Source organism: Hyphomicrobium sp. (genome assembly GCF_047600905.1).
Lineage (GTDB): Bacteria > Pseudomonadota > Alphaproteobacteria > Rhizobiales > Hyphomicrobiaceae > Hyphomicrobium_B.
In genome coordinates this window covers 696,911-721,309 of sequence record NZ_JASGKD010000001.1, presented here as the reverse complement: position 1 = coordinate 721,309, position 24,399 = coordinate 696,911, and the positions used below count along the sequence as shown (strand labels likewise).

19 protein-coding genes are annotated in these 24,399 nt (G+C 58.1%); 12 read left to right on the top strand and 7 right to left on the bottom strand.

Translation table 11 applies throughout. The features are described from left to right. Nucleotides 1–156: 156 nt before the first annotated feature. Complete coding sequence (locus tag QM780_RS03640; RefSeq protein WP_415069130.1) at nt 157–1,992, bottom strand: SLC13 family permease; 1,836 nt, start codon at nt 1,990–1,992, stop codon at nt 157–159. A 95-nt stretch (nt 1,993–2,087) separates the two neighbouring features. Here QM780_RS03640 and QM780_RS03635 point away from each other — a divergent pair, with 95 nt between their 5' ends. From QM780_RS03635 to QM780_RS03585, 11 genes are all read left to right on the top strand, one after another. After that, nucleotides 2,088–2,969, top strand: a complete 882-nt coding sequence (locus QM780_RS03635; protein ID WP_415069129.1) for a transglutaminase family protein — start codon at nt 2,088–2,090, stop codon at nt 2,967–2,969. A 233-nt stretch (nt 2,970–3,202) separates the two neighbouring features. After that, entirely contained in the window at nt 3,203–3,799 is a 597-nt protein-coding gene (locus QM780_RS03630) for a hypothetical protein (protein ID WP_415069128.1), read from the top strand. A gap of 353 nt (nt 3,800–4,152) precedes the next feature. Next, a complete protein-coding gene (locus tag QM780_RS03625; protein WP_415069127.1) occupies nt 4,153–4,656 on the top strand; it encodes a Na+/H+ antiporter subunit E in 504 nt (167 codons plus the stop codon). Beyond that, nucleotides 4,649–4,942, top strand: coding sequence for a multiple resistance and pH regulation protein F (locus QM780_RS03620; RefSeq protein ID WP_415069126.1), 294 nt, complete (start codon nt 4,649–4,651; stop codon nt 4,940–4,942). The genes QM780_RS03625 and QM780_RS03620 overlap by 8 nt, the downstream gene beginning before the upstream one ends. Next, nucleotides 4,939–5,232, top strand: a complete 294-nt coding sequence (locus tag QM780_RS03615; RefSeq protein WP_415069125.1) for a monovalent cation/H(+) antiporter subunit G — start codon at nt 4,939–4,941, stop codon at nt 5,230–5,232. The genes QM780_RS03620 and QM780_RS03615 overlap by 4 nt, the downstream gene beginning before the upstream one ends. After that, entirely contained in the window at nt 5,229–6,176 is a 948-nt protein-coding gene (locus tag QM780_RS03610) for a hydrogenase subunit MbhD domain-containing protein (RefSeq protein WP_415069124.1), read from the top strand. The genes QM780_RS03615 and QM780_RS03610 overlap by 4 nt, the downstream gene beginning before the upstream one ends. Further along, the gene (locus QM780_RS03605) at nt 6,173–6,514 is read left to right on the top strand and encodes an NADH-quinone oxidoreductase subunit K (RefSeq protein ID WP_415069123.1); all 342 of its coding nucleotides are present in this window, start codon (nt 6,173–6,175) and stop codon (nt 6,512–6,514) included. Before QM780_RS03610 ends, QM780_RS03605 begins: the two co-directional genes overlap by 4 nt. After that, nucleotides 6,514–8,028, top strand: a complete 1,515-nt coding sequence (locus tag QM780_RS03600; RefSeq protein ID WP_415069122.1) for a complex I subunit 5 family protein — start codon at nt 6,514–6,516, stop codon at nt 8,026–8,028. Before QM780_RS03605 ends, QM780_RS03600 begins: the two co-directional genes overlap by 1 nt. Further along, complete coding sequence (locus QM780_RS03595; RefSeq protein WP_415069121.1) at nt 8,025–9,668, top strand: complex I subunit 5 family protein; 1,644 nt, start codon at nt 8,025–8,027, stop codon at nt 9,666–9,668. Before QM780_RS03600 ends, QM780_RS03595 begins: the two co-directional genes overlap by 4 nt. Nucleotides 9,669–9,734: 66 nt before the next feature. After that, nucleotides 9,735–10,772, top strand: a complete 1,038-nt coding sequence (locus QM780_RS03590; RefSeq protein ID WP_415069120.1) for a patatin-like phospholipase family protein — start codon at nt 9,735–9,737, stop codon at nt 10,770–10,772. A gap of 3 nt (nt 10,773–10,775) precedes the next feature. Next, nucleotides 10,776–12,227: a GntP family permease gene (locus QM780_RS03585; RefSeq protein WP_415069119.1), complete on the top strand. Its 1,452-nt coding sequence runs from the start codon at nt 10,776–10,778 to the stop codon at nt 12,225–12,227. Here the strand turns inward: QM780_RS03585 and QM780_RS03580 are convergent. The 3 genes from QM780_RS03580 to QM780_RS03570 all read right to left on the bottom strand — a co-directional run bounded on the left by QM780_RS03580 (nt 12,224) and on the right by QM780_RS03570 (nt 16,860). Continuing rightward, complete coding sequence (locus QM780_RS03580) at nt 12,224–15,277, bottom strand: efflux RND transporter permease subunit (RefSeq protein ID WP_415069118.1); 3,054 nt, start codon at nt 15,275–15,277, stop codon at nt 12,224–12,226. The genes QM780_RS03585 and QM780_RS03580 overlap by 4 nt on opposite strands. Further along, nucleotides 15,274–16,365 (bottom strand): efflux RND transporter periplasmic adaptor subunit, encoded by a 1,092-nt coding sequence (locus tag QM780_RS03575; RefSeq protein ID WP_415071962.1) that lies wholly within the window; start codon nt 16,363–16,365, stop codon nt 15,274–15,276. Before QM780_RS03575 ends, QM780_RS03580 begins: the two co-directional genes overlap by 4 nt. A 198-nt stretch (nt 16,366–16,563) precedes the next feature. After that, nucleotides 16,564–16,860 carry a hypothetical protein gene (locus QM780_RS03570; RefSeq protein WP_415069117.1) on the bottom strand — a complete coding sequence of 99 codons (297 nt, stop codon included), beginning with the start codon at nt 16,858–16,860 and terminating at the stop codon, nt 16,564–16,566. Nucleotides 16,861–17,480: 620 nt separating this feature from the next. Between QM780_RS03570 and QM780_RS03565 the strand changes: the two genes are divergently transcribed. Then, nucleotides 17,481–18,545 carry an AI-2E family transporter gene (locus tag QM780_RS03565; protein WP_415069116.1) on the top strand — a complete coding sequence of 355 codons (1,065 nt, stop codon included), beginning with the start codon at nt 17,481–17,483 and terminating at the stop codon, nt 18,543–18,545. Nucleotides 18,546–18,878: 333 nt separating this feature from the next. Here QM780_RS03565 and QM780_RS03560 read toward each other — a convergent pair whose 3' ends face one another. The 3 genes from QM780_RS03560 to QM780_RS03550 all read right to left on the bottom strand — a co-directional run bounded on the left by QM780_RS03560 (nt 18,879) and on the right by QM780_RS03550 (nt 24,395). Beyond that, nucleotides 18,879–22,046 carry an efflux RND transporter permease subunit gene (locus QM780_RS03560; protein WP_415069115.1) on the bottom strand — a complete coding sequence of 1,056 codons (3,168 nt, stop codon included), beginning with the start codon at nt 22,044–22,046 and terminating at the stop codon, nt 18,879–18,881. A 3-nt stretch (nt 22,047–22,049) separates the two neighbouring features. Then, a complete protein-coding gene (locus tag QM780_RS03555; RefSeq protein ID WP_415069114.1) occupies nt 22,050–23,156 on the bottom strand; it encodes an efflux RND transporter periplasmic adaptor subunit in 1,107 nt (368 codons plus the stop codon). 174 nt (nt 23,157–23,330) lie between these two features. Next, complete coding sequence (locus QM780_RS03550) at nt 23,331–24,395, bottom strand: AI-2E family transporter (RefSeq protein WP_415069113.1); 1,065 nt, start codon at nt 24,393–24,395, stop codon at nt 23,331–23,333. Nucleotides 24,396–24,399: the final 4 nt, after the last annotated feature.

Genomic DNA, 24,399 nt, shown 5'->3' with positions numbered 1-24,399 from the left:
CCCTCCATAGCGTCGTCGCGTTGGCTGCCCGAGCCGTCAAAACTGTTGCTTCGCCGCCGTAAGAATAATAATGCCCATGCTGTCTCACGAATAAAAGGCGCCGTTCGTCGTCGCGCGGTGTTTCTGGTAGCGGCGTGCCCTGTCGCTAAGTCGCATCTACTTGAACGGAAAAATGATCGGAACAAGCAGCACGCTCACGATCAAGACGACGAAGGAAAACGGCGTGCCGATTTTGACAAAATCGCCGAAGCTGTATCCCCCCGGCCCGACGACGAGAGTGTTCACCGGCGACGAGATTGGTGTCATGAAAGCGGTTGATGCTGCCAACGCAACGATCATCGCAAAAGGATAGGGAGACGCGCCGAGATCCTTGGCGATTGCGATCGCAACCGGCGCCATCAACACCGCCGTCGCGGTATTTGAAATGAAAAGGCCGAGACCAGCGGTAATCACAAAGATCACTGCAAGCACGACATGTGGGGATGCGCTCCCGACCAGATGGACGACACCATCCGCCGCAAGATCGACGCCGCCGGTCCGCTGCAACGCAAGTGAAAATGGCAACATTCCGACGATCAACAGCAGCGTCTTCCAGCTTATCGAGCCATAGGCGCTGTTGAAGTCAACGCAGCGGAAAAGTCCCATGAGCAGACACCCGATCAGAGCCGCCTGGACATTCGGCACGACGCCACTCACCATCAGAGCAACGACGAGACCAAGTATCATGACAGCGTAATGCGCCCTGTCGGCCGCGGGCAGAACGTCGCGAAACTCGGCCGGCATGTTGAGGACGACCATGTCGGCGGTCTTGTCTTGAAGATTGCGAATATCCGACCAGAAGCCGACGAGAAGAAGCGTGTCACCGAGCTTTAGCCATTCGGCCGACAGGCTTCCCATCGCGACGCCGCTGCCATGTCGGAGCCCTATGGGCGTCAATCGGAATTCATCGGGAATGCCCGCGTCAAAGACGGTCTGCCCGATCAATAGTGATTCCGCCGGAAGCATCACCTCGACCATACCGAGCTCTTGCGATCTATCGCTAAAGTAATCCTTGTTCCCGTCGAAGCGCCGCTGTTCCAGCCCATAGGTTCGGCACAGCGTCTCAACTGTTGCGAACGGCGCATCGATGTCGATCAGCAATATATCGCCGACCGCAACTTGGGTTTGCGCCGTAGGGCGCAGCAGCTCTCTGGAACGTCCGTTGCGCTTTTCGATTGCGATCAGGTTCACACCATTCGCCGGCGAGGCTAAATCATCGAGCGGGCCGTCAATAAGAGGAGAACGATCCATTACGATGAGCTGCCATTCCCGGTCTTTAAGGGCATAGCGATCGCTCCACTCGCGCCAGGTCGGCTCACGATTGGAAACAATGGCATCCTGAGATTTTGGCGTCAGGAACCGTCGCGCGAACAACATGTAGAGGATACCGAGAACGAGAATAGGCAGCCCGAACGGTGTGAAGCTGAAGAACTTGAACTCCTCACCGCCCTGACGGCTCAATTCCGCATTGACGACCAGATTTGGAGCAGTCGCGACAAGAGTCAGCATCCCGCTGATGAGCGCGGCGAAGCTCAACGGCATCATCAGACTTGCGGGCGACATTCCGCGATTTCGCGAAATACGGAGCACGACGGGAATGAAGATCGCAACGACAGCGGTTGAACTCATCAGCGAGCCGAGCCCGCCGACGGCCGCCATCAGCAGAACCACGAGGCGTGTCTCGCTTTCGCCGGCGCGAGCATCGAGCCAATCGCCCAGCCGACGTGCGACGCCGGTCCGCACCAGGCCATCGCCGATCACGAACAGAGCCGCGATGAGAACGATGGACGGATCGCTGAACCCTGCCAACGCCTCGTTCATGGTGATGACCCCGGTAAGAGGCATCGTGACGAGTGCGAGAAGCGCGACGGCATCCATCCGTGGCCGGTTGATCACGAACATGGTCACCGCGGCCATGAGCATCAGTAGGACGATGGCGAGGTCGAATTTCATCTGTGGTTCCTGCAGAGGAATAAGATGGTTTGTTTGGCTGAGTGGAAGCGGTATTGGTTTGGTTTCGTCCTCAGCGGGATATGATCGGGAAGCCAATGGCGCGGATCAGGATCGTACATTCGACGGATTATACTTACCGCAATCCGGTTGGTCTCACGCGACATCGATTGATGGTCCGGCCGGATGATAGCCACGATCTCCGATTGCACAGTGCAAAGCTCGACGTCGATCCGCCACCGGCTTCCACTTTCTGGAAGCACGACGTTTTCGATAATTCCATCTGCTTCCTTGAATGGCCAGAGAGCTTGCGGACAGACCGGCTGAGCATCGTTTCCAGTTTAGATCTTACCCATCATCCTGACGGCCAACCGCTTCCGAAATACACGTTGGACGCAAAATCCTTCCCATTTTCATACTCGAACGACGATGTCAGCGACTTGGGGCACCTGCGCACTCCCCAACCGGGGGTCGCGACGGAAAGGGTCCAAGCCTGGGTTCGGCGCATTGTCGCCGAGGCCGGATGCACCGAAGCGCTCAAGGTCGTCGAAGCAATTACACATGCCATCAAGCAAGAGTTTCGTTATGAAGCTCGTCACGAGGAAGGCACTCAGACCGCTGCAAGAACCGTCGAACTCGGTCAAGGCACTTGTCGCGATTTTGCCGTGCTGATGATGGAGGCACTGCGGACCTATGGCATCGCCACTCGCTTCGTCACCGGCTACCTCTATGACGACACGTCCGGTGTCACCCGAGGAGGAGGCAGCACGCACGCATGGTGCAGCGTTTATCTGCCGGGAGCGGGCTGGATCGAATACGATCCCACAAATGGATTAGTTGCGGGCGCAAATCTTATCCGCGTTGGCGTGACGCGCGAAGCTGCACAAGCCGTTCCTATTTCCGGCGGATATTTCGGCAATCCCGATGACACGATCGGTATGGACGTCGACGTCTCAGTAAGCGGCAATCCAATTTCATGATGCGGAGCATCTGCGATAAGCGTACTGTGTCCTTACTGAAGTAGGTAACGTCCATGATCGTGATCGATCGACGTCGTCGCAATTTGCATAGTTAATCCCGCTTCCCAGATCAAAAACGCATTCGAATAGGAAGCACCGCGGTTCTAGAATTCCCTCCGACGGAAAACCAAACGATACGGTGTGGTACTTTTAGCGCGAAATCGAGAGTCCGAAGACTTAACAGAGTTCAGCGCATGTCGATATTGGGTGCAGTCCTTTCAATCGCTACCGGCGTCATGATCTTAGGCTTCGGCCTGCTGCTGTTTTATGCGTGGTTGCCCGTCTTCTACGGTCTCGTCGGACTGGATCTCGGTCTGCTCCTCGGCAGGTCGTTGACCGGCGACATCGGATTTTTCGCAATTGTATTGGGCATTGCGGGCGCCGCTATTCTCGCCGGTCTGGCATACGTGCTCGAGCCCTATCGACGTATTTTGATCGGCATTTCCGCGGGTATGCTGATAGGCGTTTCGCTCGCATCTGCACTGGGCTTGGATGCTCCTAGTGGCGGATTCCTGGGCACAGCCCTCGCGATCGTCTTCGGCGTCATGGGCGCGAGCGTGGTGCCGAGATATTTCGACCAATTCATCATTGTCTCGTCGGCGTTCGCGGGGGCGGCCTTGGTGATGGCCGGCGCCAATGCACTGTTTCCCGGAGTCGGCATTTTCGATCGCTCACAGGGCGCGATCGTTCCGACTTTCTTGACGCTCGCGCTCGCGGTAGCTGGCATCATCTGGCAGATGAGCAATATCGCCAAGTGGATTCAGAATCGTCCGCGGCTTGAAAACACCTAAGAACTGTTCCCGTTGCGCCGAACATTCTTCAAAAGCGAGGTCAATTAGAATTCTGATTTGAATCGGCTTAATTTGGATTCCGATCGACAAAGGTCCCGCAACCCGATCGGACGAAACAGCCCGATAAAACTGCTACCTTTGTTCCTCTCAATTCCGAAACCATTTCAGCATGAAAAGTGCAGCCCTCGATATTTCCGAGTCGGCACCCCATTGGCTCGACCTGTTAGATATAGTAAGCTGACACAGATAGCCGCGAATAATAACGCTTGGCAGTTTCGCCTGCGCAGACGGCGGCTTCGCGATCGCGGGTCCGCCGTTGCACGAGACTGTGACTTCATTCTCGGAGCACGCCCTTGAGCACGCCCGTAGAGAGAAGCCCAAATCAGTCGACCAGAAGCGCGACGCTACGCATATCTCTGTTCTTTGTCTTTTGGCTGATGATTTCAGGATGGGCCCCTGCCGATTTTCCTGTCGGCCTGGTTACGGCGGCGGCCGCCGCATGGATCAGCCTATATCTTTTGCCTGCAGGCGGATCACGCCTCCACGCCAGACAATTCGCAGCGCTGATCCAGAATTTTGCGCGTCAGTCCATAATTTCCGGCGTCGATGTGGCTCGACAGGCATTGCGGCCACAGCTGCAATTGCATCCGGGTTTCATCGCATATCATTGCCATTTGCAGCCGGGCATCACGCGGAGCGCCTTTTGCGCGCTCTCCAGTCTGCTGCCAGGAACCTTGCCGACCGGTACTGATGGAAACGACACGCTGCTCGTGCATTGTCTCGATGTCGAGCAGCCCGTCGCGGCTAATCTAGCGACTGAGGAAGCTTTATTTACAGGCGTTCTCATACATGTATGACTTCCTGCTAGCGGCCGCCGGCTTCATTCTGTTTACGGTTGCAGTCGGTCTTGTTCGTATTCTGCGCGGTCCCACAAATGCCGATCGCGTCATGGCCACACAGCTTCTCAGCACTGGCGGCATAGCGACACTTCTATTGGTCGCCTCGGCCACGGGGGTTCGCGGCGTTGATGACGTCGCTCTTGGATTGGCCGTCCTCGCTGCCTTTGCCGCTATCGCCTTTGTCGACAACGCGGCCTCGCCGGAACCCGATACGAGCGACACCGAGAAGGCATCAGATCAATGACCCGCATGCTGGATATGTTCAGTATCATCGCAATCTGCGCCGGCACCTTCTTCTTTCTCGCCGGCACCGTTGGATTGCTGCGCTTCCCAGATTCTCTATCGCGTCTGCATGCGCTCACGAAAGCCGACAACCTCGGACTGGGACTCATCGTCCTGGGATTGTTGCCCCTCGCAGGAACAGTCCTCTCAGCACTGAAATTGATTGCCATCTGGGCGCTTGTTCAGTTGGCGAGCGCCACGGCCTCTCAGCTCATTGCTCGCGCGCTGCGTCATGGCGGGGGATCACCATGACCGTCCTCCAGATTCTAGACATCGCGCTCGCGGCCCTAGTCCTTGCGGTCGCCTCCTGGTCGATTTTTGCAAAAGAGGCATTCACGGCGGTCGTCGCCTTTGTTGCGTATGGACTGCTTCTCTCAATCGTCTGGGTTCGCCTATTCGCGGTCGACGTTGCGTTGACCGAGGCCGCAATCGGGAGCGGCGTAACCGGTGTGCTACTCATCGGCGCCGCCGGACGGCTGCGGCAGGCGGAGAAATCTGCGGCTGCCGAGCAATCCGGCTGGGCGACGCGCATCTCTGCGGCGGTTCTGTGCACCCTTGTCACTTTGTCTCTCGCGGCCGTGGTGCTGTCGCTGCCCGATCCTGCCCCGTCGCTCGCGCCTGAAGCTGCGCAAAATCTTGCCGGAACTGGCGTAGGAAACGCCGTCACTGCTGTCCTCATCGCCTTTCGTTCATTCGATACAATGCTGGAGAAAGTCGTCCTCGTCCTCGCCGTCGTCGGCGTATGGTCGCTCGCCGCGGACCGCTATTGGGGTGGCGCATCCGGACTGCCGCGCGCCACGCAGCCCGAAGGCACGCGTGCTCTCCTAGCCCAGGTGTTGCCGCCACTCGGTGTACTCATCGGCGTTCACATCGTCTGGGTCGGCGCCGACGAGCCAGGCGGCGCATTTCAAGGCGGCGCTATTCTCGCGGCCATGTGGATGATCACGATGATGGCGCGCCTGACCGAGATGCCTCCCATCAGCTCCGTTTGGCTTCGTGGTGCACTCATCGCGGGGCCGGCCGTGTTCATTGTCATCGGCACCTCAGGCGTCGCGATCGCCGAAGGATTTTTCGCGTATCCCGTAGGTTTCGCCAAACCGTTGATCCTCTTTATCGAGGCTTTCATGACGCTCTCGATCGCCGCCACACTTCCAATCCTGGTTGGCGGGCCGCCGCGGCGGATACCACATCAATGACAGCGGCAACACTCGCAGGATTGATCGGTGCGGCTCTGATTGGTCTTGGTCTCTACGGCCTAATCACCAATTCGCAGCCGATGCGAAAAATCCTTGCATTCAATCTCGTCGGCAGCGGCGTTTTTCTGACATTCGGCATCATCGCCCGTCGCGGAGCAGCTGCCGGGTTCGTTGCCGATCCTGTGCCGCAGGCAATGGTTATCACCGGCATCGTTGTCGCCTTCTCGGCCAGCGCACTCGCGGTCGCCTTGATGCTGCGACTGTACGAGGTCGCCGGCCGCGTTTCGCTTCAACCCGACGCCTCGACTGGATCCACCGCCAACGAAACTGATAGCTGATGGATGTGAACGCCGTCGCCACGGCCGCAACGACGACCGGCGGGTATCTGCTCGTCTTGGCAATCCTTTTGCCTGTCGCAGCGATCTTGGCTGCGTTCGCCCTCGGCGGCCGTTATGCCGAACGCACAGCACTCGTCTTTATGCCCATCGGGCTTGTCATTGCCGTCGCCATCGCGATTCACATCTGCCGCGCTGGCGAACCGTTGGTCTATGTGCTTGGTGGCTACGCACCGCCTCTGGGAATTACACTGCGAGCGGACGGCTTCTCGGCCGTCATGCTGGTGACGACGGCCCTCATAATTTCGTCTGCGGGATTCTACGCGCGCGTCAATTTCGCAACCGCGGATGGAGTGACGGAAACGCGCGCACCCTTCACGTTCTGGATCCTCCTTCTGGCGATCTGGGCATCGCTGAATATCATCTTCGTCGGCGGCGACCTATTTAATCTCTATGTCGCGCTTGAGCTTTTGACCTTCGCCGCCGTGCCGCTCGTTTGTCTCGACGGCCGCGCGGAAACTGTTGTTGCCGCACTGCGCTACCTTATGTTCGCGCTCTGCGGGTCGGTATTTTACTTGCTTGGCGCTGCACTGCTTTATGGCGCCTACGGCACGCTGGACATAGCGCTTCTCGCCCAGCGCGTTCATTCGGAACCGGCGGTCTGGACCGCTGCTGGCCTGATGACGGCAGGATTGCTTGCCAAGACCGCGCTCTTTCCACTGCACCTCTGGTTGCCGCCAGCACACGCCAACGCGCCGGCAGCATGCAGCGCAGTGCTCTCGTCGCTTGTCGTCAAAGGTTCTTTTTTTCTGATCGTGCGAATTTGGTTCAGCGTTCTTCCGAATTTACCGCATGAGCCAGCCAACCTACTTCTCGCGACGCTCGGTTCGGCGGCCATCGTGTTTGGCAGCGTGCTGGCATTGATGCAGACGCGTTTGAAACTCTTGATCGCATATTCGACCGTGGCGCAGATTGGCTATCTGTTCCTGATGTTTCCGCTCGCCGGCGGCGTGCACCCATGGGCCGCGGATGCATGGAGCGGTGGCATTATGCAAACGCTCTCGCACGCATTCGCGAAAGCATCCATGTTCCTCGCCGCCGGACTGATCGCGGAATCTCTCGGACATGACCGCATTGTCGATCTTCGCGGTATCGGCGCGGCGATGCCGGTGACGCTATTGGCCTTCGGTTTGGGCGGACTATCGCTGATGGGACTGCCGCCGAGCGGTGGATTCGTCGCGAAATGGCTCTTGATCAAATCCTCAGTCGAGGCCGGGCAATGGGTGTGGGCGGTGGTCATGCTCGCGGGCGGGTTACTCGCAGGCGGTTACATTTACCGCGTGCTGGCTCCTGCTCTGTCGAGCGACGTCGTGCGATTGAATGCCTCTCCGCAGCAAAGCCGTGAAGCTGTCGTTCTTATGTTGGCAGTGCTGGCAATCCTGCTTGGCTTTGCGCCGCCATCATTCTTCGGGTTCCTGCAGATCGGGCGAGCTGGCATTGAGGGCGGCCCGCTATGAACGAAATCGGCACAATTCTGCTTGCTCTGACGATGGCGCTTCCCTTCGCGATGCTGGCGATGTTCGCGTCACCGCTGTTGCGCGCCCATGTGACGAGGTTTCTGTGGCTTGGTCCGTTGCCGGCGCTAGGAGCGTCGCTCGTAGCTCTCGGCAGCGGGTCGTTGAAATTGGACGTACCTGCGTTCGGGATGACCTTCCTCCTCGATAAGCCGGCCGCAATCCTTCTCCTCGCCGCGGCACTCCTTTGGGTTGGCGCCGAGGTGGCTGCGGCGCGCATCGCGCAAGGCGGCACGCGATTTTCGGTCTGCTGGCTGCTGACAATGGCGGGCAGTTTCGGCGTCTTCATCGCCGCCGACCTGTTGACGTTCTATCTCGTATACGCACTTGTCAGCATTCCCGCCTACGGCTTGATCGCAACCGACGACCATGCTGAGTCCCGGCGTGCAGCCGGCGTCTACATGGCCTTCACGATTTTGGGCGAGGCGCTCTTATTGCTGGCCTTCGCCGCGCTCGCAGCGGGTGATCCCGCCGGCAGCATCATGATTCACGACGTCATGGCGGCCCTGCCGACGTCTCCGTGGCGCGACGCAGCGTTGGCGCTGACGATCGCGGCATTTGGATTGAAAATTGCACTGGTGCCGGGTCACGGCTGGATGCCGCTCACCTACACGGCTGCGCCGATACCGGCCGCCGCAGTTCTGAGCGGCGCCGCGGTGAAGGCCGGCGTCATAGGCCTAATCCGTTTTCTCCCCTTCGATGTCGCGTTCCCGGGCTGGGGCGCCGTGTTGGTAGCGCTCGGCTTCTTCTCGGCATTTTACGGCGTCGCGATTGGCCTCACGCAACACAATCCCAAAACGATTCTGGCCTATTCCAGCATCAGTCAGATGGGAGTGATCGCCGCCGTTCTAGGAATGAGCCTGTCGACGGCCGATCAAGGCGCGCCTCTCGACATCGCTTTTTACGCTGCACATCATGTCCTCGTGAAAGGCGCATTGTTTCTCACCATCGGTGCGATCGCCGTGGCTCCCTCTCGCCATAGACAGCTCGTGTTCGTGCTCGCCGCGATCATGGCGCTAAGTCTGGCGGGATTGCCGTTCACCGGCGGGGCGTTGGCAAAGATTGCCGTGAAAGCTCCCTTAGGCGATGGTATTGCCGGCTCACTCGCCGCGCTCTCATCCGCCGCGACGGCCCTTCTCATGTTGCATTTTCTGGCCTGTCTTTCACGCTCGTTCCCAGGTGGCGCGAACGCAGTAGCCGACTCGGGATTGGACCGCCCATGGTTGGCGCTGACGGTCGCGTCGCTCGTTGTCCCTTGGCTGTTCTATCCGGCGGCAGGCGGTCGCGCCGCCGATTTCCTAAGCTTTACTGCATTTTGGAAAGCACTCTGGCCGGTTGCGCTCGGCGCGGCCGGTGCCGCTTGGCTATGGACTTCAGGACCCCGCCTGCCTTCAATACCCGCAGGAGATATTCTCCAAGGCCAAATAGCGGCCTTCCGCGCGAGCTTCGCTGTCAGTTCGTTCTTCGAGTATCTGGATTTGCGTCTGCGGCAGTGGCCGGTCGCTAGCCTTTCGCTTTTGGCAATCGCTCTCCTGCTCACGGTAGCGACGAGGGCTAGCAACTCATTCACTTTGATGCCCTGAAACACCGGGCAGCGCATGAGATTTATGTCATGAGTTCAGTACTCAAGTCGATCATTGCGAGGTGGGATGGCTAAAAAGTCAGCTTCTGTGCGCGACCCCGTTCTGATCGATCTCGCGCTCCAAGGCGGAGGATCTCACGGTGCTTTCACGTGGGGCGTTCTCGATCGTCTGCTGGAAGAGCCCTGGCTTCGGATCGATGGTGTTTCCGGCACATCGGCGGGGGCGATGAACGCCGCCATTCTCGTACACGGGCACCATAAAGGCGGCGCGCGAGGTGCGCGCGAAGCGCTCGAAGCGTTCTGGCGGGCCGTATCCGACGCGGCACGCTTCAGTCCGTTTCAGCGCGGACCTATGGACGTTCTGCTTGGCCGGTGGACGCTCGATTCCTCGCCGATGTACATTGCCATGGATCTGATGTCGCGACTGATATCGCCCTATGACGTCAATCCGTACGGCGCCAATCCGCTTCGCGACATCCTTGCTGCGCAGATCGATTTCGGTTTCCTGGCAGAAGCTCCGATCCATCTTTTCGTCACGGCAACGAATGTCCGGACCGGCCGCGGCAAGGTGTTCAAAAACGATGCCGTCACGCCAGACGTCCTGCTCGCCTCGGCTTGTCTGCCGACCCTGTTCCAAGCAATCGAAATCGATGGCGAGCCCTATTGGGACGGCGGCTATTCGGGCAATCCGACGCTCTCGTCGTTGATTCAGGAGTGCGATTCCGAAGACACGATCCTGATCCCCATCAACCCGATCGAGCGCCCAGGCGTGCCTCGCTCCGCCAGCGATATCCTCAACCGGCTGAACGAAATATCGTTCAATTCGGCAGTTCTGAAAGAGCTGAAGATGATGGCGATGTTGCGCAAGGTCGCCGATCCCGGCCACGGCGAGGGACAGCGATGGGCGCGCATGCGCCTGCATATGGTTCGCAACGACATCATGGCCGATCTCGGTGCGTCGTCGAAACTCAACGCCGAATGGGCCTTCTTCGAATATCTCCGCGACGAGGGACGCAAGGCGGCGCAAACGTTTCTCGAGGCGAATGCGCAAGACATCGGCCGCCGCTCGACGCTCAATCTCGACGTGCTGCTAGAAGGCATTTGAACGATGGGACTTTTCGGTATTCTCGTCGCGCTAGCGCTCCTGATCTATCTCGCCTATCGCGGCTGGAGCATTCTGTTGCTCGCGCCCGCGGCCGCAATTATCGCGGCGGCCCTTTCAGGCGAACCGCTGCTGGCGCATTGGACACAGACCTTCATGCGCAGCGCCGCGCAGTTCGTCATGCAGTTCTTTCCGATTTTTCTGCTCGGCGCATTGTTCGGCAAGCTGATGGAGGACAGCGGTTCGGTTTCGGCCATCGCCACATTCATGACCGAACGATTGGGAACCGGACGCGCTGTGCTTGCTGTCGTGCTCGCCGGCGCCCTCGTCACCTATGGAGGCGTCAGCCTGTTTGTCGCCTTCTTCGTACTGGCCCCAATGGCGCACGCGCTGTTCCGCGCCGCTGCCATTCCGAAGCGCCTCATGCCGGCTGCGATCGCTCTTGGCACCTCGACATTCACGATGTCGATGCTGCCGGGAACGCCCGCGATCCAGAACGCTATCCCCATGCCTTTCTTCGGCACGACGCCGTTTGCTGCACCGGGCCTCGGCATCATTGCCTCAGCGATTACTCTCGGCTTCGGCCTGTGGTGGCTCGCCTTCGTAGAGGCACGCGCCCGCAAAAACGGCGAAGGTTATGATGGAAATGCCGAAACTGCCGCATCGGCGGCCCAAGATGAAAAAATCCGTGAACGCGCAACCACCTCTGGTGCGTTCGATCCCGCCGAAGCTGCGCATGGAGCGCAGAGCGCGACCACGCCTCCGATCGTTATCGCCGTGCTGCCGCTGGTCGTTGTTGTTGGCGTCAATCTTCTGATGTCGCTCATCGTGATGCCCCGGCTCGACACCGCTTACCTCGCAACACCCGAATGGGGATCGACGTCGCTTTCGGCTGTCGGCGGAATCTGGGCGGTCGTCACGGCTCTTGCGGTGGCGATTGCAGTGCTTATCGCGCTCAATCTCGACCGGCTCCCGAAGCTGCGCGAAACCATGGATGCCGGCGCGAACGCTGCCGCGCTGCCCGTACTGAACGTTGCCAGCCTCGTCGGCTTCGGCGCGGTCGTCGCGGCACTCCCGGCGTTTGGACTGGTGCGCGACTGGGTACTCGGCATCGGCGGCGGACCGCTTGTCTCGCTCGCGGTTGCGACGAACGTTTTGGCGTCGTTGACCGGGTCGGCATCAGGCGGATTGACCATCGCGCTCGACGCATTGGGTTCGACGTATCTCAAAATCGCCGGCGAGCAGGGAATCAATCCAGATCTTTTGCATCGCGTTGCGGTTATCGGTGCCGGAACTCTCGACAGCCTGCCGCACAATGGCGCCGTGGTGACGCTTCTTGCCGTTTGCGGATCGACCCATAAGGAGAGCTACCTCGACATCGTCATGGTTGCGATCGTCGGCGCCGTCATCGCGCTGATAGCAGTCATCGGCCTTGGCTCAACGTTTGGGTCTTTCTAAACGGCCGCCTGCGGTTCGGGCTCCTTGACGCCGAACATCGTGACATAGAGCACCGGCAAGACGATCAACGTCAGCATCGTCGCGACGAATAGCCCACCCATGATGGCGAACGCCATCGGCCCCCAGAATACGGTCGGTGCGATCGGAATGAAGCCAAGGACGGTTGAAATCGCCGTCAACATGATCGGTCGGAAACGCGAGAGCGTACCTTGCACGACCGCGTCCCATGTCTTCTTGCCTTCAGCACGCTCGGTTTCGATCTGCTCGATCAGGATCACCGCATTGCGAGCGATCATACCCATCAGCGCCAGAATGCCGAGGATCGCCACGAATCCGAGCGGCCGCCCGGATATCAGGAGTGCGGCGACAATCCCGATCAGGCCCATAGGCACGACGCTCAAGACAAGGGCCAGACGGCTGAAACTGTGTAATTGGGCCATCAGGAACAACAGCATCAGAAACAGCATCAAGGGCACTTTCTCGAAGACGGATGCCTGCGATTGTGCGCTTTCTTCGACCGTGCCACCGACGTCGATACGATAGCCGTTAGGTAGCGACTCGCTGAGTTTCGCAATTTCCGGCGCAAGCGACTCGACCGCGGCTTCGGGCGTGACGTCGGAAGCAACATCCGCCTGTACCGTCAGGGTCGGCAAACGCTGTCGCCGCCAGATCAAGGGATATTCCTGCTCGAAATCGAATGTCGCGACCTGACTCAGCGGCACCGTCCGGCCACCGGCCACGGGAAGCTGCAACGCGCGCAATGTCGCCAACGAAACGCGCTGCTCGTCCAAGGCACGAGTGACGACATTCACCAGATATATGTTGTCGCGCACCTGCGTGATCGGCGTTCCGCTCGTCACCGTGTTCAGGACCTCAGCCAACGTCGCCGAGCTTAAGCCCAGAATGCGAGCCTGATCCTGGTCGATCTGGATTCGGACCTTTCGAGCAGGCTCCATCCAATCGAAATTGACGTGGCGGACGTTCGTGTCCGCCCCCATGACCTGACCGAGCTGCAACGCGATGTCCCGCACCTTGTCGATATCAGGTCCGGTCACCCTGTACTGAACCGGCCAGCCGACGGGCGGACCGAGTTCCAGCGGCGATACGCGTGTAACGGCACTCGGCAACAGTTCAGGAAGCTTTTCTTCCAGCATGGCGTGCAGCCGCTCGCGCGCCGCGACGTCCTTGGCGACGACGACCGCCTGGGAAAAGAAGTCGTTGGCGAGTTGCACATCGAGCGGAAGATAGAACCTGACGGCGCCGCGCCCGATATAGAGACTCCAGCTTGCAACGTCGGGATTATCCTTGAGAAGCGATTCAAGTTTCGTCGAGGCCTGCTCACTCGCATAGATCGAAGCGTTTTGCGGCAAGACCAAATCAACGACGAGTTCTGGCCGGTCCGAAGCAGGAAAGAATTGCCGGGGCACCAGGGGCAGCGCCAAAAGGGAAAGAACGAAAAATCCGAGCGTCAATCCGATGGTGAGCCAGCGCTTGCGCATCGCGCCGATCAGGATCTCATGGAAAATGCGAACGATCGCACTCTCCTTCTTGGCTGCGGACGCATCGGGCTTCTTCAAAAGCCAGACGCCGAGCAACGGCGCGAACAAAACGGCCACGAACCAGGACACGATGAGCGCAATCGTCACCACCGCGAATATCGAGAAGGTGTATTCTCCGGCCGCGCTTTTAGCAAAGCCGATCGGTACGAAACCTGCGGCCGTGACGAACGATCCCGTCAACATCGGAAAAGCCAATGTCCGATAGGCAAAAGTCGCGGATTGTTCCTTGCTGTCTCCGGCCGCCAATCGAGACGTCATCACGTCGACGGTCGTCATGGCATCATCGACGAGAAGCCCCAAAGCGATGATGAGCGCGCCGAGCGAAATCCGCTGCAGGTCGATGCTGAGCCACTGCATGATCGGGAAAACGATCGCCATGGTCAGCGGAATCGACAGCGCCACGACCGCGCCAGGGCGGAACCCCAGACTGATGATACTGACCGCCATGATGATGGCGATTGCCTGCCAAAGCAACTCTGTAAATTCGCTGATCGCCGTCTTGACGACAACGGGCTGGTCGGACACGAGACTTGCATCTATGCCGATCGGCAGATCGGCGACACTTTCATCGACCGCTTTCTTCGCATTCTGACCGAGCGCGAGAATGTCCCCGCCATCGCGCATGGCGATAGCGAGGCCAATCGCTGGCTTTCCATTGACACGAAACATCGGTTGCGGCGGGTCGGAATAGGCGCGCCTCACCTCGGCGATGTCCCGCAACCGGATCAGCCTGCCATTGGATAGGAAATTAACGTCGAGAATATCCTTCTCCGACCGGAAGGAGCCCGATACCCGCAGTATCAGCTTTTCGTCGCCGAGCTGCAGCGTGCCTGCCGGATTGACCGAATTCTGCGCCTGCAATGCCGCGATCAATGCCGATCGATCGACGCCGAGACCAGCGAGCTGCTGTGTCGAAAACTCGACAAAGATCTGCTCATCTTGTGCGCCGATGACATCTATTTTCGAAACGTCCCGAACCTGAAGCAGACGCGACCTGATATCCTCGACATAGTCGCGTAGCTCACGGTGGGTGAAACCGTCGGCCGTGAAGCCGTAAATCAGTCCGAAGGTATCGCCAAAATCGTCGTTAAAGCCCGGACCGACGATCCCGGCCGGAAGCGTGTGGCGGATGTCGCCGATGTTTTTTCGCACCTGGTACCAGATGTCGGGCACCTCGGACGGCTTCGTCGAACCCTTCAAGGTAACGAAGATCGTTGTCTGTCCAGGTTTCGTATAGCTGCGCAGAAAATCCAGGCCGCGCGTCTCCTGGAGCTTGCGCTCCAGACGCTCCGTGACTTGTTTCAGTGTATCTTCCATTGTAGCGCCAGGCCACGAGGCCTGCACAACCATCGCTCTGAACGTAAAAGGCGGATCCTCGGCGCGACCAAGGCCCAGATAGGAAACGAGGCCCGCGACCGTCACGGCGATCATGATGAAAATGGTGAAAGAGCGATGCTGCAGTGCCCATTCGGACAAATTGATGCCACTCACGAAGATGCTCCGAGCAACCGGACTTTCTGGCCGGGGTGGAGCGCTTGAACACCGGCAGTCACAACGATGTCCCCCTCCTGCAGTCCGTTCGATATGATCACAGTTGCCGGGTCGAAGCGTTGAACTTCGACATTTCGCAGTGCCACCGTCAAATTCGCGGGATCGACGATCCAGACCGCAGGCTGACTGTCACTTGTGGTCAGTGCACTGGCAGGAATCGACATGCCGGGCGTCGCCGACTGGCGCATGCTTCCCGTTACCGTCGCGCCAAGCCGCATCGTCGCCGGCGGATCGATAAGACTAACCCTGACACGGAATGTGCGCGTAATGGGATCGGCCTGCGGATCGACCTGGCGCACGCGTCCCATGGCTTTGACGGATGTGTCATCGGTCAGCGTCACGGTTATTTCCGGATTCGGCGGCGCCGAGTGAATGACCTGGGCCGGCACATCAAAAACGGCATCCCGGCCCTCAATGCGGGCAACTTGAAAGACCGCCTGACCGGGCTGCACGACTTCTCCAGCCTCGGCAGATCTGCCGGTAATCGTACCGGTAACATTCGCTTTGAGCTCGGTGAAGCTTACCCGGTCCTTGGCGATCTCGAGTTGCGCCTGCGCATCATCCTCCCGGGACTGCGCCGAGCGCAAATTCTGCTGTGCCTGATCGAATAGAACCCGCGTCGTGTGTCCCCGGCTCAAAAGCTGGGTTTGACGATCGTAGTTGTTGCGCGCCTCGACAAGCTGGCCTTCGGCGGCCGACAGCGCGGCCCTTGCCGAGCGCAAGGCGTTCAGTTCGTCCTGCGGATCGAGCTTCGCCAATATCTGATCGGGAAGGACGTGATCGCCGACGCCGGCCGATCTTTCGATGATCCGTCCGCCAATGCGGAACGCGAGAGCGGCCTCGTTTTCGGCCTGAACCTGTCCGGTTAACACGACGAGCTCACCGAGCTCGCTCTTTTCCGCTGTGACCGTTCGAACGGGCCGCGGTTGCTGGGGCTCGACTTTCGCTTGCTCCCCGCACCCAGCGATCAATGCAGCCAATAACAAACACGATACCAGGGGTAAACTGACCCTCGTGTTTCTTAGCATCATGACGGGAGCCAATTCCTGCTTCCTTCTGCGGACGGAAACTCTGCTCAGCGCCTTTTGATATTCAAATAATATGCTCCCTAAATATTTATCCGAAACATCTTCAGAATCCAATCGATAAGGCGTGAATAAGTTGCGATGCCATCGGTGACGGGTGATCACCGATGGCCGATCGATTTCATTCAGCCCGAGAGGGGACTACTGCTGGTTTTGCGTTCCGGCGCCTTGCTCCTGGACACGTGTACCTACGTTGCCGGTTGCCGGAAGCTTGCCTTCATCGCCCATCGTATGCGAGCCGGTGGTGCCACTGCTTGCTCCCGTTCCGGCGCCCATCTCTGGAACACGTGTCGTTACACTATTTGTTGCAGGAAGCTTGCCCTCGTCACCCATCGTGTGACGCGTGGGATCCGAAGGAGACTGATCGTCGGCAATTGCTGGTGTCAGCGCCGCACTAAGTAGAAAACCTGCGAAGACCGTTCCGATTATGGTTCTCATTTTTCTGACTCCTTGGTTACAGGCTGTTTCCCCCAAGTGTCCCCGAGCCGGTCATCTAGAGGCCGACGGCCGCAAACAACGGCCGATAGCCCCGCAAGATGGTAGCTGAATTTTTCGGAATGTCAGTGACAAGCCGTCGATTTCTCTCTGCTTTAACCGAGCTTCACAGCATCCACTGCTGACGCAGAAACGGATTTCTTGGAATTGCGAGCGCGACTTAGCGCATCAATGACCGGTTCAACGATTGAGCTTGATCTAAGCCAGAGTTCATAGGCCTTTTCGCGCCCAATCCGTCGGCGGACTTTCCGGGCAAGCGTGATCTTTGTTCAGTCGACGATAAGGTTGCGAAGAAATTTCAGGATCGACGAGATCGCCCGCTATTTGAAACGGCGGTACGATCAGGCGAATGCCGGAAGGCCGCATCCAACCTAACACCATTCGAATAAAATGCCGAACGCGCAAGACGAGATCGGTATCGACTTCATCCTTTCGAATGCGCTAATCAATAACGCGGTCAGACGCCCTTCCAAACCGCTCCTTTACCAACTAACGGAACGCAAAGCGCGAAATCGCCCGGCCGGAGCTTGACCGGAGCCGCCGCTAGGCTGAAAGTTTTCAAAGTGGACGCCCCTCAACGCTTTCCTCCGACCAACATGCTTCGCGTGATGACTGCCATGTTGGCGGCCTGTACCGCCGTTCTTTTGGGCGTGGCACTTTTCCAAGCAGAACGCGTTTTCGCGCCTCTCGCTTTCGCACTCTTTATCATTGCAGTCACATGGCCCCTGCAGAACTTCCTGCAGAACCGAATGCCGAGGCTGATCGCGCTGGCTCTGACGACCACGGCCATAGTCGTTGTCATATCTACCTTCGCGCTACTGTTGGCTTGGGCTGCTGGTCGCGTGGGCCGCTTCGTCGTCAGCGACGTCGCCCGCTTGCAAGCGCTTTATGGTTCGATGGCCGCGTGGCTGCAGAGTCACGGAATCGAGATTGCCGGAATCTGGTCCAGTTATTTCAACGTCGATCAGTTGCTCCGCCTCGCGCAGGAGGTCACGTCTCGCCTCAACACAGCCATCAGCTTTCTGATTGTAGTCTTTGTTTATGTGCTGCTCGGCCTGCTTGAGGTCGACGACGTCAGAGCCAAACTCCGCGCGTGGCGGCACGGAAACCTGGGTAAGGTTCTGCTAGTCGGCGGCTCGAACGGCGCCGCAAGGCTTCAGCGGTATATGCTTGTGCGAACCCAGATGAGCGCCATAACCGGCCTACTGGTCTGGGGATTTGCATGGCTCGCCGGACTTCCGCTCGCCTTCGAATGGGGCGTCATAGCGTTTGCGTTGAACTTCATCCCGTTCATCGGGCCCTTCATCGCGACCGTATTTCCTACCGTGTTCGCCGTGGCACAATTCGAATTGTGGCCAATGGCGATTGCGATTTTCGCTTGTCTCAACGTCATTCAATTCGTGGTCGGAAGTTATCTCGAGCCGCGCTTCGTCGGCAATGCGCTATCGATTTCGCCGATCATCGTTTTATTTTCAGTCTTCTTCTGGACGTTTCTCTGGGGCATCCCCGGAGCCTTTATCGGCGTTCCGATCGTCATAGCCTTTCTCGCTCTATGCGAGGCCAATCCGTCGACGCAGTGGATTGTCGATCTTTTCGGCGCCCCTCCGAATGCGCCCCCCCAAGCCTAGGTCGAACGGCTCCAGCTTCCCGCCAAACGAACCTGCTTATCTTTTCGCCATGGGCATCGACGCCATAGGCGTGGAAAACGTCTTAGCGATATCGAGGCCGACTGTGACTGGCTGCAGCATCTGACTTCCTCCATCTCAGATCTCAAAAAACCATACCGGTCTTTGGGCCAAGTGATGGATGCCGTCCACAGCATCATAAGTCGACGTTGGTCGATCTTCTGTGGGAGCCGAGAAGAACCTTTCAAAAATGTCCGCTCGTTGGACGAAAACAGGCTCTGAAAAGTGTACGCCTGCCGCGGAAGCCCACTCGTCGCGCCACATCGCCTCTCATTTCTAACCTTCGGACACTTCAGGCCGCTGGTGCGTCGGCATCACTTTGGCGCTCGGCCGGACGGACGGTCGCAGTCGTTCTCGGAGAGCCTGGAACGTTACGTAAAGCGGCGGAATTGCGAAAATCCCGATGAATGACGCAAAAATCATTCCGCCGAACACCGGCGTACCGACATTTCGACGCGCAAGCTCGGCAGCGCCGACCGCGACGACAAGCGGAAGCAAACCGAGGATGAAGGCAAACGATGTCATCATCACCGGTCGGAATCGCAACCGGCTGCCTTCAGTCGCGGCCTCGTGCAATTCCACTCCGCGCTCACGCTGCTCCTTGGCGAACTCGACGATGAGAATGCCGTTCTTAGCAGCAAGACCGATCAGCACGACCATGCCGATTTGGCCGTAGAGATCGAGCGTGAGGCCGCCCATCACGATGGCTGCGAATGCCCCGAACACGCCGACGCTGACCGACAGCAGGACGGGGACAGGGATGGTCCAGCTTTCATAGAGCGCGACGAGGAAGAGATAGGCAAAGAGCAGCGCAAATCCCAAGATGATCGCCGTTTTGCCCTCGGCGCGCTTTTCCTGAAAAGCAGTGTCCGTCCATTCGCCTGCGTACCCGTCGGGCAGCGTGCGCGCGGCGACGGCTTCCATCGCATTCAGAGCTTGACCTGAGGATACGCCAGTCGCCGGACTGCCTTGAACCGTCACGGCTCTAAGATTGTTATAGCGAATGATCGCAGAAGGCCCGATGACCGGACGCACCTCCACCAAGCTGCGCAACGCAATCATCTCGCCTTTCTCGTTTCGCACATTGATCCGGAAAATATCGTCCACTCTTGTGCGATCGGCGGCATCGGCCTGAACCTGCACCTGCCACGTCCGACCAAAAAGATTCATATTGTTGACAAAATATCCGCCGAGCGACGCCTGCAAAGCTTGAAAGACGTCGCTGAGCTTCACACCAAGAACCTGCACCTTATCGCGATCGATATCGAGATAGATTGAAGGGTTCGTCGCGGAATATGTGCTGAAGACGCGCGACAGCTTCGGATCCTCGTTGGCAGCGACGAGAAGGCCGCGCAGCACCTGTGCCAAGGCTTTTGGATCGCCACCGCGTAGATCTTTGAGGACGTACGCGAAGCCGCCGCCCGATCCGAGACCGATGATCGGCGGAGGCGCCAACGGTACGACGGTTCCTCCTGAGATCGCGCGAAACTTTGGTCCGAGCCGAGCGATGAGTGCATTGACACCTTGCGAACGATCCTTTCGCTCTGCGAACGGCTTGAGCGTCACGACCATGAAAGCGCCATTGGCCTGCGAATAGTTGTCGATGAAATTGAGGCCGATGACTGAGGTAACATCCTGAACGGCAAACTCAGCCTTCAGAATTTCCTCGGCCTGCTTCACAACGTTTGTGGTGCGTACGACGGATGCGCCTCCGGGAAGCTGCGCGATGACGAACAGCGCGCCCTGATCGTCTTCGGGCAGGAAGCCGGTCGGCGTGACCTTTGATAGCGCATAGATTCCGACACCGGAAATCGCCACCAGCGCCAGGCCAATGAGCGAGAAGCGCAGCATGCGTGCGACTGCGGCGCCATAGGCGTCTCGGATGTAATCGATGCTCCTCATAACCACGCCGATAAGACCTCGGCGCGGTCCATGATGCGATTTCAGGAAAATGCCACACAAGGCCGGCGAAAGCGTCAGCGCGTTGATCGCGGAAAGGAACATCGAAACTGCAATCGTCACCGCGAATTGGCGAAACAGTTCTCCTGAAATTCCGGGAATGAACGCCACGGGTACAAAGACGGAAAGAAGAACGAGCGTAATGGCGATGATCGGCGCGGTAATCTCTTGCATGGCGAGTTTGGTCGCCTCGGCTGGCGACAGCTCGGGCCGTTCCTCCATGACGCGTTCGACATTCTCCACCACGACAATGGCATCGTCGACCACGATGCCGATCGCCAAGACGATCGCAAGCAACGAAACGGTATTCGCCGAATAACCTATAGCCAACAGGACGATGAAGGTGCCGATAAGGCTGACCGGCACGGCGAGAGTTGGGATCAGCGTCGCGCGAACGCTACCAAGGAAGAGATAGACGACAAGAACGACGAGAACGAATGCTTCGATAAGCGTCTTCTGGACTTCGTGAATCGTGTCGGTGACGAACTCCGTCGGATCGTAGGTTACCTTCCAAGCAAGATCTGCCGGAAATCGCTTTTCTGCTGCCTCGAGCTTGGCCTTGACCTCTTTCAACGTCGCAATGGCGTTCGCACCAGGAGCCTGATAGATGGCGATGACCGCTGCCGGGCCGCCATTGAAAAGCGTCTCTCGGTCCAGATTGGCCGCACCGAGCTCGAGACGGGCAACATCTCCGAGACGGAGTACGGATCCGTCAGGATTTGTTCGGAGGATAATCTTTTCGAAATCGGCGACTGTGTTGAGGCGCCCCTTGGTTTGAAGATTGAGCTGGAGCTGCTGCTCGTTCGATATCGGGCGTGCGCCGATGCGTCCGACTGCTGCTTGAATATTTTGTGCTTGGATCGCGTTGATGATGTCCCCGGTCGTCAAATTGAGACCCATCAGCCGGTCCGTTCGGATCCAGGCGCGCATTGCGTAATCTTGGGGGCCCCATAACGTCGCGTCGCCAACGCCCGGCGTGCTCTTGATCTGATCGAGAAGGTTGATCGTCACGTAATTGGAGAGGAAGAGCGGATCGTAAGTATGTTTCGGCGAGTACAGCGCGATGACGCCCAACAACGCCGAGGATTTTTTCTTCACCGACACGCCCTGCCGCTGCACTTCGGGCGGCAGGCTCGACAGCGCAACCTGTACTCTGTTGTTGACGTTGACGGTATTGATGTCCGGGTTAGTGCCGAGTTCGAACGAGCAAATGAGCGTATAGCTGCCGTCGTCGCCGCTGACGCTCTTCATGTAGATCATCTTGTCGACGCCGACGACCTGCGCCTCGATCGGCTGCGCCACCGTCGCATCGACGACGCCCGAATTCGCGCCCGGATAGGTTGTCGTCACCTGAACCTGGGGCGGTACGATGTCAGGATACTGCGCGAGGGGTATCGCATAGAGCGCAAGAGCGCCCGCAATTGTAGTGACGATTGCGATGACAATTGCGAGTCTCGGCCGGTCGACAAAAATGGCTGAGAGCATCTCTCAGCTCCGATCGGTTGTGGAGGGCACCGGCGTTGCGATCACCGGAACTCCGGGCCGAACGCCCTGCAGTCCTTCGACGATGACCTGTTCACCTCCGGAAAGTCCATCTTTGACGACGACGCCGTTTCCGAAATCTCCTCCGGTCTTGATTCTTCGAATTGCGGCCTTCCCATCATCAACAACAAAGACGTAGACGCCTTCCTGATCGGCGATGAGCGCCGCCTGCGGAACAATAACTTTATCTTGCGGTGTCCCCGTCTCGACGCCTACGCGCACGAATTGTCCATCGATAAGAGCGCCATTGGGATTGGGGAAACTCGCGCGCACAAGGACGGTATCGGTCGATTTATTGACGGTTACATCGACGAAGTTGATGGTGCCAGTCTGGTCGTAGGTGCTGAGATCGGCAAATCGAAGCGTCGCCTTGAGCTTCGTTACATCCAAAGCTTGACCACTTTTCTGGAACCGCAGGAATTCGCGCTGGCTTACAGGAAACGTCACATACATCGGATCCTGGCTGACGATAACGGTCAGCGGCCCCGTGTCCGGTCCAACGACATTTCCCTTCGTAACGGCCGACCGCCCGATCTTTCCGGCGATCGGTGCTGTGATGACAGTGTATCCGAGATTGATCTTTGCCGTCTGCAGGCTGGCTTCGTTGACCAGTATCGTGCCTTTGGCTTGTTCATCTGCGGCAATAGCTTGATCGCGAGCGACCGCAGTCCCGACATTTCGCTCGAACAGGTCCTTTGCGCGATCGAGCTGGACCTCGGCCAGAACTTTCGCGGATTTGCTGCGCTCTAGTGCGCCTTCGGCCTCGCCGACCGCCGCTTTGAAAAGACCGTCTTCAATTCGAAAGAGAGGCGCGCCAGCGGCTACCGTCTCCCCTTCCTTGAAGTCGATCGCGTCTAAAAAGCCCGTTACGCGCGCGCGCACGTCAACCCGTTCGATTGCCTCGACCCGGCCAACGAAATCGAGAGCATTGGAAACCGGCTTAAGTTCAGCACGAACAACGCCCACCGAAATTTTTGGCGTATCTGTCGGTTCGGAAAATCCTGGGGTAGGCGCTATGAAGAGCGCAGTGAGAATGAATGTAGAAATGCGCATTTCGGACTCCAAACACAGTTTGACGCCGCCGAATGCCGGCTGCCGCTAACCATCGCGGGTCGAACGCAAAGTCGAATAATAGTCGCAAGAAAGTTTTCGGTCACTCCGTTATCGGATTAAAATGTTGACGTTCGTCCAGTCACACGCGATGAGTTCGATTGCAGTGCACGATGCTCAAGCTGTCACACTGCCATCCCGTGATAATGCAACGGCGATCCAGCGCCAGCTCGGAACGTGGGCGCAAACAATCATGATAATTACAAGAATGGGAACGCTCAGAAACATTCCGACGATTCCCCAAATCAGGCCCCAAAAGGAGAGGGAAAGAATGATCGCGAACGGGCTCATATTAAGGCCCTTACCCATCAGCATGGGTTCGAGAACGCTGCCGATTGCGACTTGAATAGCGGTGAGGCTGATGACGAGGACAAGGAACGGCTTCAGAGAATCAAATTGCACCAGAGCTAATAGACAGGGGAATGCAACGGCGATGATCGAGCCGATGTTGGGTATGTAATTTAAAATAAAGATGAGGAGTGCCCAGGTCTCGGCGAAGTCGACGCCCTCGAACCGTAATACCGCGTAGCACGCAACGCCGGTTAAAACACTGACGATTGTCTTGAACCAAATATAGCGCCGAACACTATGGGAGATCTCCTCGAGAAGCTTGCTCACATTGGCCGCCTGACGCGGGTCCGAAAACATAGCCGCAATCTTCGTTCCTACGTGCTCGCGTTCGACGAATAAGAACGCAACGTACGCGATGATGAGAAGCACAGTGATGATCATTGACTGGGTCGAGGCAATGAGCGTCGGCAGCCTTCCCATGACGTCGATCCCTGCGATAGCTGATCTCACTCTTGCAGATCGGTCCGGACCAAGCCATTCGGTGAGATTGCCGGCAATCGTCTGAAAACGGCTCAAATAACGAGGCAACGTCGCGTTTATTGCATCAACTTGGCCGAGTAAAACGGTGAATATCAGATAGACGCCTAAGCCGACGGTCGCCAATCCCAGCAGGGTGGCAAGCCATCGCGGCACTCGAAAATCCCATAGCTTGACGCTCGAGAAACCTTGAACCATCGCCTCCATGATGTTGCACAGAAATATCGCCAAAGCCAAAGGCAATAAGAACGGCCGGCCATAGATCAATCCAATTACAATGATGCCGAATGCGATGATTGGGAGCGCGATGCCCGATGCATGGATGCTACTCTGCTGATCCGAAATTCGACTCATTTCA